Here is a 15,991-nt window from a genome sequence, read left to right as displayed (position 1 = left end):
GTCGCCCGTGGCTCAGACGCCTTCGCGGTCGTGGAAGCCGGGGTGGACGAAGGGCTCGCCGCGCCGCAACTGATGGGTGACGCCGGGGTGCTCGCGCTCGAGGTGCCGCAGCGCCTTGCGGCGATAGCGGACCACCTGGACGGCCCCGAAGGCCCAGAAGGCGTACTGCACCGCCATCGCGACCTTGAAGTCGTCGAGGGTGTAGGCGTCCATCCCACGGGGGTTCTGCAGGTCGAGCACCACGCCGATCAGCGCCATCACCGCGAGCGAGGCGCCGAAGCCGCCGATGTTGACCAGGCCGTTGGCGCGCCCGGAGTACTCACTCGGCAGGAACGTCCGCGCCAGGTCGAAGCCCACCATCGACGCGGGCCCGCCGGCGGCGGTGGTGAGGCACATGATGACCAGCAGCCACATCGGCGCCGGCCCCGGCCACAGGAGTACGGCGGTCCAGGCAACCACCATCTGCGCCACCACCAGCAGCACGATGACCGAGCGGTAGTAGGGGAACCGGGCGGTGAGCATGCTGAGCACGACGCCCGCGAGCACCACCCACCCGGTCATCACCATCAGCAGGGCGCTCGCGGTCTGGGTGGAGAGCCCCTCGCCGCGCACCAGGAACGGATAGCCCCACAGCATCGCGAACACGGTCATGGAGAACTGCGCGACGAAGTGCGACCACATGCCGACCCGGGTCCCCGGGTTGCCCCAGACCGAGCGGACCTGGCGCGCGAGCAACGAGAGGCGGATCCGGATGACCTGGGTGGTGACGTACGGCGAGTCCTTGACCAGCAGCAGCACGAAGACCAGCAGCACCATGCCGACCGAGGAGACGATCGCGAAGGTGCGGGTCCAGCCGAGGTCGTGCAGCGCCCACGCGAGGGGCCCGGCCGCGGCGACCGCGCCGAGCTGCCCGAGCTGGCCGGTGAGCTGGGTCATCAGCGGGATCCGCCGCGGCTCGAACCACGACGTGACCAGCCGGAGCACCGAGACGAACGTCATCGCGTCCCCGGCCCCCAGCACGGCCCGGGCGGCGATCGCCACCGGCAGGGTGGTGGCGAAGGCGAAGGTCAGCTGGGCTGCGGTCATCAGCAGCAGCCCGGTGACCAGCATCCGCTTGGCGCCGAAGCGGTCCAGCAGGACACCGATCGGCACCTGCATGCCGGCGTACACCACCAGTTGGAGCACCGTGAACATCGACAGCTCGGTCGCCGAGACGTCGAAGCGCTCCGCGGCGAGCACGCCCGCGACGCCGAGGGAGCTGCGGTGGAAGACGGCCAGCAGGTAGACCGACAGCGCCACCAGCCAGATCACCCAGGCCCGGCGGCGGCCGATGTTGTGGACCTGCTGCATCACCCGCTCAGCCTAGGTCCGCAGCGCCCCTGCCCGGACATCGCGACCACCGCTCAGAACGGCACTCCGCACCGCAGCAGGATGTTGGCGTACGGCGTCGCCTCGCCCGTGCGCACCACGAACGAGGCGTCGGCGACCAGCTCCTTGAACCGCTCGTGCGGGACGCGATCCGGCGGGCCACCGAGCGCGTCCTCCCGCTCGGCCACCCAGACCCCGACCTCCCCGTCGCCCGCCTCGCGCGCCACCACGGCCCCCTCGACCACCAGCTCGGCCAGGAGCGCGTCGAGCACCTCCCGCCAGCCCGGGAGCCCGAGCGTGACCGCGAGGTCGACCACCGGGACGTCGGCCGGGACGGGCAGCCCGCAGTCGGCGACCACCACCCGGTCGGTGTGCCCCAGCCGGCCCACACGGCCGAGGAGCTCGGCGTTCAGCAGTCCGGAGCGCTTCATGGCAGTCGGTCCGCCTCGCGGGGGTAGGACTCCTGGGCGCCGGCGCCGGTGACGACGTACGCCCCGACCCGCACCCCCTCGGCCACCGCGGCGCGCAGGTCGGCTCCCCCGGCGAGCCGGGCTGCGACCGCACCGACGAACGCGTCTCCCGCGCCCGTGGTGTCCACCGCATCGACGCGCGGTGCGGGCAAGTGCTCCGGCTCTCCGCCGGCCTCGGCGAACACGGCGCCCGCGGCGCCCACCGTCACCACCACGGAGCGCGCTCCCACCGCCGTGAGCTCCCCGCACACGGTCACCGCGTCCTCGACCGGATCGGAGCCGGCGTCAGGCACCGTGCGTCCCTGCAGCCGCAGGAGTCCGCGCGCCTCACCCTCGTTCACGACGAGCGGGTCGGCCGCGGCGACCGTGACAGGCTCGACCGGTACGACGGGGGCGAGGTTGACCAGCACCCGCACGCCCGCCTCCTTCGCCACGCGAACTGCAGCGTCGGTCGTCGCCGCGGGCAACTCGCCCTGAACCACGCAGACCGAGGCGGCGGCGATCACCGGCGCCTGCGCGCGTACGTCGTCCGGCGTGACCGCGGCGTTGGCGCCGGGCACCACGACGATGGTGTTCTCCCCGCTCTCGTCCACGGTGATCACCGCGAGCCCGGTCGGTCCCTCCACGGCACGCACGGCACGCAGGTCGACCCCATCCTCGCGAAGCAGCCGCAGCGCGGCATCGCTCTGCGGGTCGGTGCCGACCGCGCCGACCATCGCGACCGCCGCGCCCCGGCGCGACGCGGCCAACGCCTGGTTGGCGCCCTTGCCCCCCGGGCTGAACCTGCCACCGCTGCCCAGGATCGTCTCCCCCGGTGCCGGGTATCGCTCGACGGTCGTCGTGAGGTCGGCGTTCACCGACCCCACGACGACGACCTGTGTCTCGGTCACTGGAAGTCGGCGACGTTGTCCTGGGTCACCAGGGTGACCTCGATCGGGGTGGTCTCCGGGACGTCCTCACCGTTCACGGCCTGAAGGGCCTGCTCCAGCGCGGTCGCGCCCATCGCCCCGGGGTCCTGGGCGATCGTGCCGTAGAGGGTGCCCGCCTCGACGGCGTCCAGCCCGTCGGGGGTGGCGTCGAAGCCGATCACCTGCACCTGCTTGCCCGCCCGCGGGCCGAGCGCGCGAACGGCTCCCAACGCCATCTCGTCGTTCTCCGCGAAGATGCCCTTCACCTCGGAGTTGGCCTCCAACAGGTTGGTGGCGACGTTGAGTGCGGTCGCGCGGTCGAAGTTGGCCGGCTGCTTGGCGACCACCTCGACGCCGTTCGCGGCCGAGACCGCCTCCTCGAAGCCGGCGCCACGGTCACGGCTCGCGTCGGTGCCGGGGACACCCTGCAGCTGCAGGACGTCGCCGCTGCCCCCGATGGCCTCCACCAGGGCATCCCCGGCCTGCTTGCCCCCGTCGACGTTGTCCGAGGCGACCGTCGCGGTGACCTGGGCTCCGTCGACTCCCCGGTCGACGGCGATGACCGGGATGTCGTCGGAGAGCAGCGGCTCCACGCCCTGGGCCGCGGCAGCCGAGTCCACCGGGTTCACGATCACGGCGTCGGCCTGCTGCGTGGCCGCGTTCGCGAGCTGGTTGGCCTGGGTCGCCGCGTCGTTCTGCGCGTCCACGACCTCCAGCGTCACGCCGGCCTTGTCCGCCGCCTCCTGGGCGCCGTCGCGTAGCGAGATGAAGTAGGGGTTGTTCAGCGTCGACAGGGCGAGCACGACCGTGCGGTCGCTCTCGGACTCCGCGCCGCGGTTGCAGGCCGTCAGGCCGGTGGCGAGCACGAGCGCCCCCGCCAGAGCGGTCACTCGCTTGGTCATCTGGTGCACGGTTTCCTCCTTGGGTTGGGTCCGAGATCTCAGCGGGTCAGCCGCTTGCGCCGGAGCACGTCGATCGCCACCGCGACGGCGATCACCAGGCCGATCACGACCTGCTGCCAGAACGCAGTGACGTTGAGCAGGTTCAGGCCGTTACGGATCACGGCGAGCACGAGCGCGCCGATCAGGGTTCCGAACGCCCGCCCGGTCCCGCCGGCCAGGCTCGCGCCTCCGATCACCACGGCGGCGATGGCATCCAGCTCGTAGCCGAAGGCGGCCTGCGGTTGGGCAGAGGCCAGCCGGCCGGCCAGCACCAGACCGGCCAGCCCGGCGAAGACGCCGGACATCGCATAGACCAGAACCGTCACCCGCCCCACCCGGATGCCGGAGAGTCGAGCGGCCTCCTCGTTCCCACCGACGGCGTACATGTTCCGGCCGACGACGGTCCGGTTGAGCACGAAGGCGGCGAACAGCCCAGCCAATACGAGCACGATCACGGGCACCGGGACCGGCCCAAGGTCGTCGCCGAGGCGGCTGGCGATCGCCGGCATCGGGATCGGGCTGCCGTCGGAGATCACCAGGGCCAGGCCGCGCGCGATGCTCAGCATCGCCAGGGTGGCGATGAAGGCGGGCAGGCCGATGACCGCGACCGCGAGGCCGTTGACCGCGCCGGCGGCGAGCCCGGCGAGCAGGCCGAGGACCACGCTCAGCAGGCCCGGCACACCCTCGGCCGCGGACCATGCGGTAACGATCGCGGCGAGCGCCGCGACCGACCCCACCGACAGGTCGATGCCGCCGGAGACGATCACGAAGGTCATGCCGAACGCGAGGACGGCGACGACCGCCGCCTGCACGCCGATGTTGAGCATGTTCCGGGTGGTGAGGAAGTCCGGGGTCGCGATGAACATGGCGACACACACGACCAGCAGACCGACCAGCGCGCCGTTGTCCGCGAGCCGGTCCGTCAGGGTCTTCCGGTCGCGAGGCGCGGGGTCGGTGGCCTCCGCGGCTGTCGGGCTCTCAGTGGACACGGCTGGATGCCACCTCCTGGACGGCGAGTTGCATGATCTGTTCCTGGGTCGCCTCGGCCGCCGGCAGCTCGCCCACGAGGCGGCCGTGCGACATCACGAGGATCCGGTCGCTCATCCCGAGCACCTCCGGCAGGTCACTGGAGACCATGAGTACGGCGCCTCCGGCATCGGTCACCGCGTTGACCAGCTCGTAGATCTCCAGCTTCGCGCCGACGTCGACGCCCCGGGTCGGCTCGTCGAGCAGCAGCACCGACGACTCCGCCAGCACCCACCGCCCGAAGACGACCTTCTGCTGGTTGCCGCCAGACAGCGACCGCACCGGCTGGTCGAGCGAGGCGTGCCGGATCCGCAGCCTCCTGGCGACCTCGCCGGCCCGGCGGGCCTGACCGGAGCGGTCCACCAGCCCCCAGCGCGAGGTCCGGCCGACGGTGGCGTAGCCGAGGTTCTCGCCCACCGACCCATCGAGGACGAGCCCGTCGTGCTTGCGGTCCTCGGGGATGTGGCCCACACCGGCGGCGATGGCGGCCGGGACGCTGGATCCCCGGACCCGGTGCCCGCGCACGGACACCGACCCCGCGTCGTACGGCTCGGCCCCGGCGATCGCCCGCACCACCTCGGTGCGGCCGGCACCGACCAGGCCCGCCAGGCCGACGACCTCGCCGGCGCGGACGGTCAGGGTGACGTCCTCGAACTCGCCCTTGCGGGTCAGCCCGTCGACCTGCAGCAGCGGGTCGCCGACGGGCGAGGGACGCCGGGGGAACTGGTCCTCGATGTCGCGGCCGACCATGAGCCGGACCAGGTCGGCACTGTCGGCGGTCGCCTCGAGCTCGCCGACGGAGGCGCCGTCGCGCAGGACGGTGACGCGGTCGCCGATGCGGGCGATCTCCTCCAGGTGGTGGCTGATGAACGCCATCGCGACGCCCCGCTCGCGCAGCTGCTCCATCACCCGGAACAACTGCTCGGTCTCGTGGCCGGTCAGGGATGCTGTGGGCTCGTCCAGGATCAGCACCCGCGCGTCGAGCGTGAGCGCCTTGGCGATCTCGATCAGCTGCTGCCGTGCGACACCGAGGTCCCCGAGCCGTCGGTCCCCGGCGACGTCCAGTCCGACCATCGCCAGCGCCTCGCGCGCCTGGTCGTTCAGCGCCCGGCGGTCGACCAGGCCGAAGCGGCGCGGGGTGCGTCCGAGCGTCAGGTTCTCCGCCACGGTCATGTCGGGCACCAGGGCGAGCTCCTGGTGGATGGTGGCGATGCCCATCGACTGGGCCGCCCGGGCGTCGGGGATGCGCACCTCCTGCCCGTCGAGCACGATCCGGCCGCTGTCGGGCTCGTGGACCCCGGCGATCATCTTGATCAGCGTGCTCTTCCCGGCACCGTTCTCCCCCAGCAGGCAGTGCACCTCGCCCGGCCGCAGAGCCAGGGAGACGTCCTTGACCGCAACGGTCGGCCCGAAGCGCTTGCTGACGTGGTCCAGCTCGAGTACGGCGTCGCTCATCGGCGTCCCTCTCCACACGATCGGCGCACCCGCAGGTCCACCGGCAGCGTCACGTCGGCCGGCTGGCCGCCCTCCCGGACCTCCCGCAGGAGCCGCACCGCCTCGTTGCCGAGGGCGCGCGTGTCCTGGGCGACGGCGGTGATCGGGGGATCGACGAGCGAGAACCAGTCCAGGTCGTCGAACGCGGCCAGGCCCATGTCCTCGCCGACCCGGACGCCGCGGCGGCGCAGCTCCTGGAACGCGCCCAGCGCCATCAGGTTGTCGGCGGCGAAGATGACGTCGGGCGGGTCGGCGAGCTCGACGAGCTCGCCCGCGCACCGGACCCCGGTGTCCAACTGGAAGTCCCCGAAGCGCACCAGCTCGTCGTCGGTGGCGAGCCCGTGCCTGCGGAGCGCGGCGCGCACGGCGCGCAGCCGGTCGCGGCCGGTCGAGGCCTCCTGCGGGCCGGCGATCACCCCGATCCGCCGGTGTCCCAGCCCGGCCAGATGCTCGACCATCGCGCGGACGCCGGCGTCGCCATCGCTGGCCACGACCGGGACGTCCAGGCCAGCCACGCGTCGGTCGACGAAGACGGTGGGGACGCCGGCGGCGAGCGCCTCCGACAAGGCCCCACTGCCGTCACCCTGCGGAGTCGCGATCAGGCCGTCGACCTGGTGTGCGAGCAGGGTCTGCACGTAGCCGTCCTGCCGCTCGGTCGACTCATCGGCATTGCCGACCATCAGCGACCAGCCGCACTCCTCGGCCGCCTGCTCGATGCCGTGCACCAACTCGGCGAAGAACGGGTTGCGTACGTCGGACACGATCAGCCCGATCGTCGAGGTCCGTGTGGTGCGCAGGGACCTCGCCACCGCATTGGGGCGATAGCCCAACTCGCGGGCCGCATCCCGCACCCGGGTCACCGTGGCCGGCGCCGCCGAACCCGCTCCGGTGAGCGCCCGCGAGGCCGTCGCGCGCGAGACCCCCGCGCGGCGGGCGACGTCGTCGATCGTGGACACGGGCACCTCTGGAATCGATTCCAATGGAAACGATTACAACTGTGGCGAGCCGAGCGTCGTACTGTCAACCCCCTGGCCTGCGCCGGCTGCCTCTCGAACGGCTCAGGGGCTCTGGGCCCGGCCGGGCGACAGGGCGGGAGGTTCCCAGGGAGAACGGTCACCTCCCAGCCGAAATCTCAGCCGGGAAGTGACCGATTCCCCGGTGCACCGGGGAAACAACGCGAGCGGCCCCCGGAGAGACTCCGAGGGCCGCGCGTGACGGTGGCAGGTAGAGGATTCGAACCTCTGAAGGCAATGCCGGCTGATTTACAGTCAGCTCCCTTTGGCCGCTCGGGCAACCTGCCGGGTCGACCCACCCGGTTGGACCCGGGATGAGCGAGAAGAAACAATAGCCGAGGCACGCCGGTGCCGACGAATCGCTAGAAGGGGACAGAGCATGGCCGACAGCTCGTTCGACATCGTCAGCAAGATCGACCGCCAGGAGGTCGACAACGCCCTGGGTCAGACCGCCCGCGAGGTCGCCACCCGGTTCGACTTCAAGGGCACCGGCGCGAAGATCGAGTGGCGCGGCGAGGAGGCGATCGAGATCAGCGCGTCGGCGGACGACCGGGCCACCGCCGTACTCGACGTCTTCAAGCAGAAGCTGGTCAAGCGCAACGTCTCGCTCAAGGTGCTCGACGCCTCCGAGCCGCGGCAGTCCGGCCAGGAGTCCAAGATCGGGGTGACCCTCAAGGAGGGCATCTCCAGTGAGAACGCCAAGAAGATCTCGAAGCTGATCCGCGACGAGGGCCCCAAGGGCGTCAAGGCGCAGATCCAGGGCGACGAGCTGCGCGTCTCCAGCAAGAAGCGGGACGACCTGCAGGCCGTGATCGCGCTGGTCAAGGAGCAGGACTACGACTTCGCGGTGCAGTTCACCAACTACCGCTGAATCGCTGCGCCGCTCAAGTCGGAGGGCTCATGAGTGCCGAGAGTCCCCCGGCCCCCAGGACTGTTGCCACCGCTCGCGGCGTGGCCTGCTGCCGCATCTCAGGGCAGGTGCTGCACCGTGTCGCGCGCGTTGTGCAGAACGCGAAGGACGGTCATGGTCTCGTCTATGTCTCGGTAGAACACGCCGTAGGGAGACCGTCTCATCCGGGCGCGACGCAGACCGGGGAACCCGTCGACCGGGGGCGCGCCATGGGGGAAGGTCCGGACGCGATTGAGGACGGCATCGACGGCGAGCGCGAAGTCGTCGCACAGTGCGGGGTCGATCGCGGCGTAGTGGTCGCGTGCTCGGCGCAGGTCATCGACCGCGTGCTCGCCGAGCACGATCCTTACGTCGTCGGCCACAACTCATCGCGGACGTCGGTCCACTCGCGAACTGCGTCCGGGTGCTCGTCGACCGCTTCAAGGGCTTCGATGAGGCGCCGCCGCTCGTCGTCGGTCGGGATGTAGATGGCCTCGCCGAAGTGAGTGCGCAGCGCCTCCTGGATCACCTCCGAGCGGGAGCGGTGCTCCACCGCCCGCGCCCGCTCCACCAGGTCGTACAGCTCCTCCGGCAACGTCACCGCAACCTTCCGAACCGCCATGCCAACCTCCTCGGGTATGAGAAGATCATACCCGAAGCCGCGTGGCGGCGAACCCTCCCGCAGGGCGTGCTGCCGCAGCGCCGAGACTCCGCATGCATCAGTCACGCGGGAGTCCATCGACTACCGCCGAGTCCGGGCGGAGCTCCGACCCGCCCCGTGCACGATCCACCCAGCAAGTGACACCCGGCCGGAGCGGGACCCGCGAAACGGCGGGGTCCGTGATCGCGGCGCGCCCGCTTACTGGGTGGTTTGTGCCCGGCCCCCGCGCCAAAGCCGCCCCGCGGCCGGCGGGACCCCGATTCGCGCAGGGTGACGTCCCTCACCTAGCCTTCCGGACCGTCCCGCCGTTCCGGAAAGGCCCGCATGACCGACATCGCCAGCACCATCAGCTCCTGGGTGTGGAGCCCCGTCCTCGTCTACCTCTGCCTGGGCGCGGGGTTGTACTTCACCATCCGGACCAAGCTGGTCCAGGTGCGCGGCGTGCCCGAGATGGTGCGCCAGATGTTCCGCGGGCAGTCCTCGGAGTCGGGCGTCTCGTCCTTCCAGGCGCTCGCGATGTCGCTGGCCGGTCGGGTCGGCACCGGCAACATCGCCGGCGTCGCGACGGCGATCGCCTTCGGCGGCCCGGGCGCGGTCTTCTGGATGTGGATCAGCGCCTTCCTCGGTGCCTCGACCTCGTTCATCGAGTGCACGCTGGGCCAGATCTACAAGGAGAAGGACGACAACGGCGAGTACCGCGGCGGCCCGGCCTACTACATCGAGAAGTGCATGCGGCAGAAGTGGTACGCCGCCATCTTCGCCGCCGTCACCGTGCTCGCCACCGGCTTCCTCATGCCGGGCATCCAGGCGAACGGGATCTCCTCCTCGATGAGCAACGCCTGGGGGATCAGCAGCTGGCCGGTCGCGGTCGGCGTGGTGATCGCGCTGTCCTTCATCGTGGTCGGCGGCGTGAAGCGGATCGGCACCTTCGCCGGACTGGTCGTCCCGTTCATGGCCGTCGCCTACATCCTGGTCGCGCTGGTGGTCGTGGTCGTCAACGTCGAGGCCGTGCCCGAGGTGATCCGCTTGGTCCTCTCCAGCGCGTTCGGCATGGAGGCCGGATTCGGCGCGATCGCCGGCCTCGCCGTCGAGTGGGGGATCAAGCGCGGCATCTACTCCAACGAGGCCGGCCAGGGCACCGGCCCGCACGCGGCCGCGGCTGCCGAGGTCTCCCACCCGGCCAAGCAGGGCCTGGTGCAGGCCTTCTCGGTCTACATCGACACCCTCTTCGTCTGCTCCGCGACCGCGTTCCTGATCCTCTCCACCGGCAGCTATACCGTCTGGAGCGGCGGCGACGCGAGTGGCCGGGTGCTCTACGACGGGCTCGGCCAGGAGAGCAACCCGGTCGAGGCCGGGCCGGGCTACGCCCAGAACGCCTTCGACACCGTCTGGTCCGGCGCGGGCGCGACCTTCATCGCGATCTCGCTGGCCTTCTTCGCCTTCACCACGATCGTGGCCTACTACTACATGGCGGAGACCAACATCACCTACCTGTTCCGCTCCGCCCGCCGCCCGGCGGTCACGCGCTACGCGATCCGGGTGCTCCAGCTGGTCTTCCTGGTCGCCACGGCGTACGGCGCGGTCGCGACCGCCGAGACCGCCTGGATGCTCGGCGACATCGGCGTGGGCCTGATGGCCTGGCTGAACCTGATCGCGATCCTGATCATCCAGCGGCCGGCCCTGCAGGCGCTGTGGGACTTCGACCGCCAGCGGCGCGCGGGCCTGGACCCGGTCTTCGACCCGACGCCGCTGGGGATCAAGCACGCCACGTTCTGGGAGGACCGGGTCCGCCGGCGCGAGTCGGCCGGCGCGTCCGGGAGCTGACCGCGGGGTCAGGGGCGCAGGTCCACCTCGAGGAAGGGCCCGAGCAGTCGGTGCAGCCCCTCGGGCGCCTCGAGGTGGACGTCGTGCCCGATCCCGGCGAGCGTGGCGACCTCCAGCGGCGGGCAGCCCTCCACCTGCGGCCGGGTCTCGCGCATCAGGTCCACCTGCCGCTGCGGCACCGAGCCGAGCTCACCGCGGACCAGCAGAGTCGGCGCCCAGACGCGGGCCCATTCCTCGACGTACTCACGCTCGTGGACGGGCGCGAGCGCCCGGGTCAGCGTCGCGGCATCCCACCGCGGCCACAGGCCGTCCGGGCGCTCCTCCAGCCCGGCGGCCCAGGCGTCGGCGACGAACCGGTTGTCGCCGAAGAACGCGGCGAACTCGTCACGGTCGGCGAACGGCGCGGGCCAGGACGCCAGCCAGTGCCCCACGGTCTCGGTGAGCTCGGGCCCGCCCCCGCCGAGACCGCCCTCGACCATCACCAGGGAGTGGACCCGCTCCGGCGCCCGCGCGGCGAGCAGCATCGCGGTGTGCGCCCCCATCGACTGCCCGATCACCGTCACGGCGTCGACCAGCAGCTCGTCGAGGACGGCGAGCACGTCGCCGACGTACGCCGAACGCGAGACGTCGGCGGGCTCGCGCGTGCTGGCCCCGTGGCCGCGCTGGTCGATGGCGATGACCGCGAAGTGGTCGCGCAGCACCTCGATGGTGCGCCGCCACTCCAGGCCGTAGCCGGCCAGCCCGTGGAGCAGCACGACGATCGGCAGGTCGTCCATGGTGTCGGCGAACCAGACCTCGGCATCGCCGCGGTCGACCCGTCGCCACCCCACCTCGTCCTCGATCGCCATGGCCCCGAGTCTCGCAGTCCCCAGCGACGTGTCAGGAGTCACGCCCGCCGCCCGATCCACGTGCTGGGACCACGTGATTCGCCACCTGCGCGGGTCTATCGTGGATAGACGTGCGCGGACCAGCGACTCTGATACAGAAGATGGGGCATTCGAGGTGACCAAGAAGGTCCAGCAGCTCGACCGGGTGATCATCCGGTTCGCGGGCGACTCCGGCGACGGCATGCAGCTCACGGGTGACCGGTTCACCCACGAGTCGGCGGCCCTGGGCAACGACCTGTCCACCCTGCCGAACTTCCCCGCGGAGATCCGGGCACCGCAGGGCACGCTGCCCGGCGTCTCGTCCTTCCAGGTGCACTTCGCCGACCACGACATCCTCACCCCCGGCGACGCGCCGGACGTGCTGGTCGCGATGAACCCCGCCGCGCTGCGCGCCAACCTCGGCGACCTGCCCAAGGGCGCGACGATCATCGTCGACACCCACGACTTCACCGCGCGCAACCTGGCCAAGGCGGGCTACCAGGACAACCCGCTGGAGAACGAGTCGCTGGCGGAGTACCAGGTCCACGCCGTCGACCTGACCGGCATGACGGTCGCGGCGGTCAAGGAGTTCGGCCTGTCCCGCAAGGACGCCGCCCGGGCCAAGAACATGTTCGCCCTCGGGCTGCTGTCGTGGATGTACGGCCGCCCCACCGAGACGACCACCGACTTCCTCACCCAGCGCTTCGCCAAGGCGCCGGAGATCCGCGACGCCAACCTGGCCGCCTTCAACGCCGGCTGGAACTTCGGCGAGACGACCGAGGCGTTCGCGGTGCAGTACGAGATCAAGCCGGCCCCGGTGCCGGCCGGCACCTACCGCAACATCACCGGCAACCTGGCGCTCGCCTACGGGCTGGTCGCGGCCGGCGTGCAGTCGCAGCTGCCGGTCTTCCTCGGGTCCTACCCGATCACCCCGGCCTCGGACATCCTGCACGAGCTGAGCAAGCACAAGGCCTACAACGTCACCACCTTCCAGGCCGAGGACGAGATCGCCGGCATCGGCGCCGCCCTCGGCGCGAGCTTCGGCGGCGCGCTGGGCGTCACCACGACCTCCGGGCCGGGCATCGCGCTGAAGTCCGAGACCATCGGCCTGGCGGTGATGACCGAGCTCCCGCTGCTGGTCGTCGACGTGCAGCGCGGCGGCCCGTCGACCGGCCTGCCGACCAAGACCGAGCAGGCCGACCTGCTGCAGGCGATGTTCGGCCGCAACGGCGAGGCTCCGGTCCCGATCGTCGCGCCCCGCTCCCCCGGGGACTGCTTCGACGCCGCCCTCGAGGCGGCCCGGATCGCGATCACCTACCGCACCCCGGTGATGCTGCTCTCCGACGGCTACCTCGCCAACGGCTCCGAGCCGTGGCAGGTGCCCGACGTTGCCGACCTGCCGGTCATCGACCCCGGTTTCGCGTCCACGCCGAACGGGCCCGAGGGCGAGTTCCTGCCCTACGCCCGCGACGAGAAGACCCTGGCCCGTCCGTGGGCGGTCCCGGGCACGGCCGGGCTGGAGCACCGGATCGGCGGCCTGGAGAAGGGCGACGGCCACGGCAACATCTCCTACGACCCGACCAACCACGACTTCATGGTCCGCACCCGCCAGGCCAAGGTGGACCGGATCGCGGAGTCGCTGCCGCCGCTGGAGGTCGACGACCCCTCCGGCGAGGCGAGGGTGCTGGTGCTGGGCTGGGGCTCGACCTACGGCCCAATCGGGGCAGGAGTACGCCGCGTCCGCCGGGCCGGCTACAACGTCGCCCAGGTCCATCTCCGCCACCTCAACCCCTTCCCGCAGGACCTCGGCGAGATCCTGTCCCGCTACGACAAGGTGCTGGTCCCGGAGATGAACCTGGGCCAGCTCTCCATGCTCGTCCGCGCCCGCTTCCTGGTGGACGCGATCGGCTACAACCACGTCCGCGGCCTGCCGCTGAAGGCGACCGAGCTGGCGCAGGCGATCGCCGACCTGGTCGCCCAGGTGGAGGACGTGGACATCGACCTCAGCGCGCCGGAGTTCACGGCGAGCAACTACCGCGGGGAGGAGACCACCCCGCTGGATCCGGAAGGAGCCACCCGATGACGACCGACCTGGGGCTGCCCGGCCTGCGCTCGGGCACCGAGGGCGTGCCCACGCTCACCGAGGGCGAGGCACAGACCGGCAAGGACTTCACCAGCGACCAGGAGGTCCGCTGGTGCCCCGGCTGCGGTGACTACGCCGTACTCAAGGCCGTGCAGGGGTTCCTGCCCGACCTGGGGCTGCGCCGGGAGAACATCGTGTTCATCTCCGGGATCGGCTGCTCCTCGCGGTTCCCCTACTACCTCGACACCTACGGCATGCACTCCATCCACGGGCGTGCGCCGGCGATCGCGACCGGTCTGGCGACGGCGCGCGAGGACCTGTCGGTGTGGGTCGTGACCGGTGACGGCGACGCGCTCTCGATCGGTGGCAACCACCTGATCCACGCGCTGCGCCGAAACCTGAACATGACCATCCTGCTGTTCAACAACCGGATCTACGGGCTCACCAAGGGGCAGTACTCCCCCACCTCCGAGCCGGGCAAGGTCACCAAGTCCACCCCGATGGGCTCGGTGGACCAGCCGTTCAACCCGGTGTCGCTGGCGCTGGGCGCCGAGGGCTCGTTCGTGGCGCGGACCATCGACTCCGACCGCAAGCACCTGACCTCGGTGCTCTCGGCCGCGGCGGACCACCGCGGCACGTCGCTGGTGGAGATCTACCAGAACTGCCCGATCTTCAACGACGGCGCGTTCGACGCGATCAAGGACCGCGACACCAAGGACGAGGCGATCATCCCGCTCGTGCACGGCGAGCCGATCCGCTTCGGCACCGACGGCGCGCGCGGCCTGGTGCGCGACCCGCAGACCGGCGGCGTCTCGATCGTCGACGTCGGCGACGGGCCGGGCGAGGTGGCGGCCGGGGACCTGCTGGTCCACGACGCCCACAACCCCGACCCCACGACCGCGTTCGCGATCAGCCGGCTGACCGACGGCGGTGCGCTGCACCGGGCACCGATCGGCATCTTCCGCCAGGTCGAGCGGCCGACGTACGACGACCAGGCGCGCGCCCAGGTCACCACCTCGCGCGAGGGCGCGACCGGCGCGGACGCCGAGCGACTCGCGGGCCTGATCGCCGGCTCCGACACGTGGACCGTCGTCTGAGCCGGAAGAGCGAGGAACGAGCGGGTTCCGGCGAAGCGACCGACAACACCGTCGTCTGAGCCGGAAGAGCGAGGAACGAGCGGGTTCCGGCGAAGCGACCGACAACACCGTCGTCTGAGCCGGAAGATCATTTCCCAGGTAGTCCAGGGAGACTGTCGCTCCACCTTGTGAATTCACCAGGTAGAGCGACCATGCGTCGCGACTACCTGGGAAATGATCAAAGGCGAGGAGTACGGCGACGCGAGAGCAGCGCGGACACCGAACCGCGCGGGCGGCCGCCGGCCCTACGATGGCGCCCGTGTCGAGTCCCGAGCAGTCCCGCCGCGGACTCGCGCTGGGGGTGGCGGCGTACTCCATGTGGGGCGCCTTCCCGCTCTACTTCCCGCTGCTCGAGCCCGCCGGGGCGTTCGAGATCCTGGCGCACCGGATCATCTGGTCGATGGTCACCATGGGCCTGCTCGTGGTCGTCCTGCGCCGCGGCCGGCAGCTCAGGGCGCTGCTGCGCGACCGGCGCCGGAGCTGGCTGCTGACCGCCGCGGCCGCGGTGATCGCGGTCAACTGGGTCGGCTTCATCTGGGGCGTCAACAACGGCCGGGTGGTGGAGGTGTCCCTCGGCTACTTCATCAACCCGCTGGTCACGGTGCTGATGGGCGTGCTGATCCTGGGCGAGCGGCTGCGACCGGCGCAGTGGGCGGCGGTCGCGCTGGCCGGCACGGCGGTGACGGGGCTGGCCATCGACTACGGCCGCCCGCCGTGGATCGCACTTCTGCTGGCCTTCAGCTTCGGCACCTACGGCCTGATGAAGAAGAAGGCGAACGCCGGCGCGGTCGAGAGCCTGACGCTGGAGACGGTGCTGCTCTCCCCGCTGGCGCTGGCCTACCTGGTCTGGCTGGGCACGCAGGACCCGTTGGTCTTCGGCAGCGAGGGCGTCGGCAACGCGCTGCTGCTCGCGTCGACCGGCACCGTCACCGCGCTCCCGCTGCTCTGCTTCAGCGCGGCCGCGACCCGGCTCAGCCTGGTCACCATCGGGTTGTTGCAGTACCTCACGCCCACCGTCCAGTTCACCCTGGGCGTGCTCTACTTCCACGAGCCGATGCCGACGGCGCGGTGGGTGGGGTTCGTCGTGGTCTGGCTCGCGCTCGCGATCTTCACCGGCGAGGCGATCCTGCGGCATCGGCGCCGCCAGCTGGACCTGTGCGTCGACGGGTCACCGGCTCACTAGTACTTCGGTACGGCCCGTTCACCTTCCCGACACCCTGCGGTTCCGGCTGGTACGTCGCAGCCTCTCCCCTCCTCCACCGGATCGGCCTAGTCTGTCGGGAGTCCGAGACAAGAGAAGACACGTCCGTCC

The 15,991-nt window shown here is 71.2% G+C and carries 15 protein-coding genes and 1 tRNA gene; 5 read left to right on the top strand and 11 right to left on the bottom strand.

The features are described from left to right. Window positions 1-12 precede the first annotated feature (12 nt). From K8W59_RS01850 to K8W59_RS01815, 8 genes are all read right to left on the bottom strand, one after another. A complete protein-coding gene (locus K8W59_RS01850) occupies window positions 13-1,350 on the bottom strand; it encodes an MFS transporter (protein WP_223400023.1) in 1,338 nt (445 codons plus the stop codon). 53 nt (window positions 1,351-1,403) lie between these two features. Then, the gene (gene rbsD / locus K8W59_RS01845; RefSeq protein ID WP_223397075.1) at window positions 1,404-1,799 is read right to left on the bottom strand and encodes a D-ribose pyranase; all 396 of its coding nucleotides are present in this window, start codon (window positions 1,797-1,799) and stop codon (window positions 1,404-1,406) included. Further along, window positions 1,796-2,728 carry a ribokinase gene (locus tag K8W59_RS01840; RefSeq protein WP_223397074.1) on the bottom strand — a complete coding sequence of 311 codons (933 nt, stop codon included), beginning with the start codon at window positions 2,726-2,728 and terminating at the stop codon, window positions 1,796-1,798. The genes rbsD and K8W59_RS01840 overlap by 4 nt, the downstream gene beginning before the upstream one ends. Then, the gene (locus tag K8W59_RS01835; RefSeq protein ID WP_223397073.1) at window positions 2,725-3,648 is read right to left on the bottom strand and encodes a substrate-binding domain-containing protein; all 924 of its coding nucleotides are present in this window, start codon (window positions 3,646-3,648) and stop codon (window positions 2,725-2,727) included. Before K8W59_RS01835 ends, K8W59_RS01840 begins: the two co-directional genes overlap by 4 nt. 38 nt (window positions 3,649-3,686) lie before the next feature. Beyond that, window positions 3,687-4,553: an ABC transporter permease gene (locus tag K8W59_RS01830; protein WP_223400021.1), complete on the bottom strand. Its 867-nt coding sequence runs from the start codon at window positions 4,551-4,553 to the stop codon at window positions 3,687-3,689. A gap of 112 nt (window positions 4,554-4,665) precedes the next feature. After that, window positions 4,666-6,168 carry a sugar ABC transporter ATP-binding protein gene (locus K8W59_RS01825; RefSeq protein ID WP_223397072.1) on the bottom strand — a complete coding sequence of 501 codons (1,503 nt, stop codon included), beginning with the start codon at window positions 6,166-6,168 and terminating at the stop codon, window positions 4,666-4,668. Continuing rightward, window positions 6,165-7,163: a LacI family DNA-binding transcriptional regulator gene (locus K8W59_RS01820; protein ID WP_223397071.1), complete on the bottom strand. Its 999-nt coding sequence runs from the start codon at window positions 7,161-7,163 to the stop codon at window positions 6,165-6,167. Before K8W59_RS01820 ends, K8W59_RS01825 begins: the two co-directional genes overlap by 4 nt. A gap of 262 nt (window positions 7,164-7,425) precedes the next feature. Next, window positions 7,426-7,507, bottom strand: a tRNA-Tyr gene (locus K8W59_RS01815). Window positions 7,508-7,599: 92 nt separating this feature from the next. On the opposite strand from K8W59_RS01815, the gene K8W59_RS01810 reads away from it, so the two are divergent. Beyond that, window positions 7,600-8,091 carry a YajQ family cyclic di-GMP-binding protein gene (locus K8W59_RS01810; protein WP_223397070.1) on the top strand — a complete coding sequence of 164 codons (492 nt, stop codon included), beginning with the start codon at window positions 7,600-7,602 and terminating at the stop codon, window positions 8,089-8,091. Between the two features lie 98 nt (window positions 8,092-8,189). Here the strand turns inward: K8W59_RS01810 and K8W59_RS01805 are convergent, their stop codons facing one another. Together K8W59_RS01805 and K8W59_RS01800 are read right to left on the bottom strand one after the other, a co-directional pair. Continuing rightward, a complete protein-coding gene (locus K8W59_RS01805; protein ID WP_223397069.1) occupies window positions 8,190-8,492 on the bottom strand; it encodes a type II toxin-antitoxin system RelE/ParE family toxin in 303 nt (100 codons plus the stop codon). Then, entirely contained in the window at window positions 8,477-8,731 is a 255-nt protein-coding gene (locus K8W59_RS01800) for a ribbon-helix-helix protein, CopG family (RefSeq protein ID WP_223397068.1), read from the bottom strand. Before K8W59_RS01800 ends, K8W59_RS01805 begins: the two co-directional genes overlap by 16 nt. 363 nt (window positions 8,732-9,094) lie before the next feature. Here K8W59_RS01800 and K8W59_RS01795 point away from each other — a divergent pair, with 363 nt between their 5' ends. Further along, window positions 9,095-10,594 carry an alanine/glycine:cation symporter family protein gene (locus tag K8W59_RS01795; RefSeq protein WP_223397067.1) on the top strand — a complete coding sequence of 500 codons (1,500 nt, stop codon included), beginning with the start codon at window positions 9,095-9,097 and terminating at the stop codon, window positions 10,592-10,594. An 8-nt stretch (window positions 10,595-10,602) separates the two neighbouring features. On the opposite strand, the gene K8W59_RS01790 is transcribed toward K8W59_RS01795, so the two are convergent. Further along, the gene (locus K8W59_RS01790; RefSeq protein ID WP_223397066.1) at window positions 10,603-11,442 is read right to left on the bottom strand and encodes an alpha/beta fold hydrolase; all 840 of its coding nucleotides are present in this window, start codon (window positions 11,440-11,442) and stop codon (window positions 10,603-10,605) included. 73 nt (window positions 11,443-11,515) lie between these two features. Here K8W59_RS01790 and K8W59_RS01785 point away from each other — a divergent pair, with 73 nt between their 5' ends. From K8W59_RS01785 to rarD, 3 genes are all read left to right on the top strand, one after another. Next, window positions 11,516-13,543 carry a 2-oxoacid:acceptor oxidoreductase subunit alpha gene (locus K8W59_RS01785; RefSeq protein ID WP_397195939.1) on the top strand — a complete coding sequence of 676 codons (2,028 nt, stop codon included), beginning with the start codon at window positions 11,516-11,518 and terminating at the stop codon, window positions 13,541-13,543. Then, window positions 13,540-14,640 (top strand): 2-oxoacid:ferredoxin oxidoreductase subunit beta, encoded by a 1,101-nt coding sequence (locus K8W59_RS01780; RefSeq protein WP_223397064.1) that lies wholly within the window; start codon window positions 13,540-13,542, stop codon window positions 14,638-14,640. The genes K8W59_RS01785 and K8W59_RS01780 overlap by 4 nt, the downstream gene beginning before the upstream one ends. Window positions 14,641-14,938: 298 nt before the next feature. Continuing rightward, entirely contained in the window at window positions 14,939-15,862 is a 924-nt protein-coding gene (rarD, locus tag K8W59_RS01775) for an EamA family transporter RarD (protein ID WP_223397063.1), read from the top strand. Window positions 15,863-15,991: the final 129 nt, after the last annotated feature.

Source organism: Nocardioides rotundus (assembly GCF_019931675.1).
Classification (GTDB): Bacteria; Actinomycetota; Actinomycetes; order Propionibacteriales; family Nocardioidaceae; genus Nocardioides; species Nocardioides rotundus.
The sequence above is the reverse complement of the archived record's forward strand: the minus strand, read 5'-3'. Positions and strand labels throughout refer to the sequence as shown.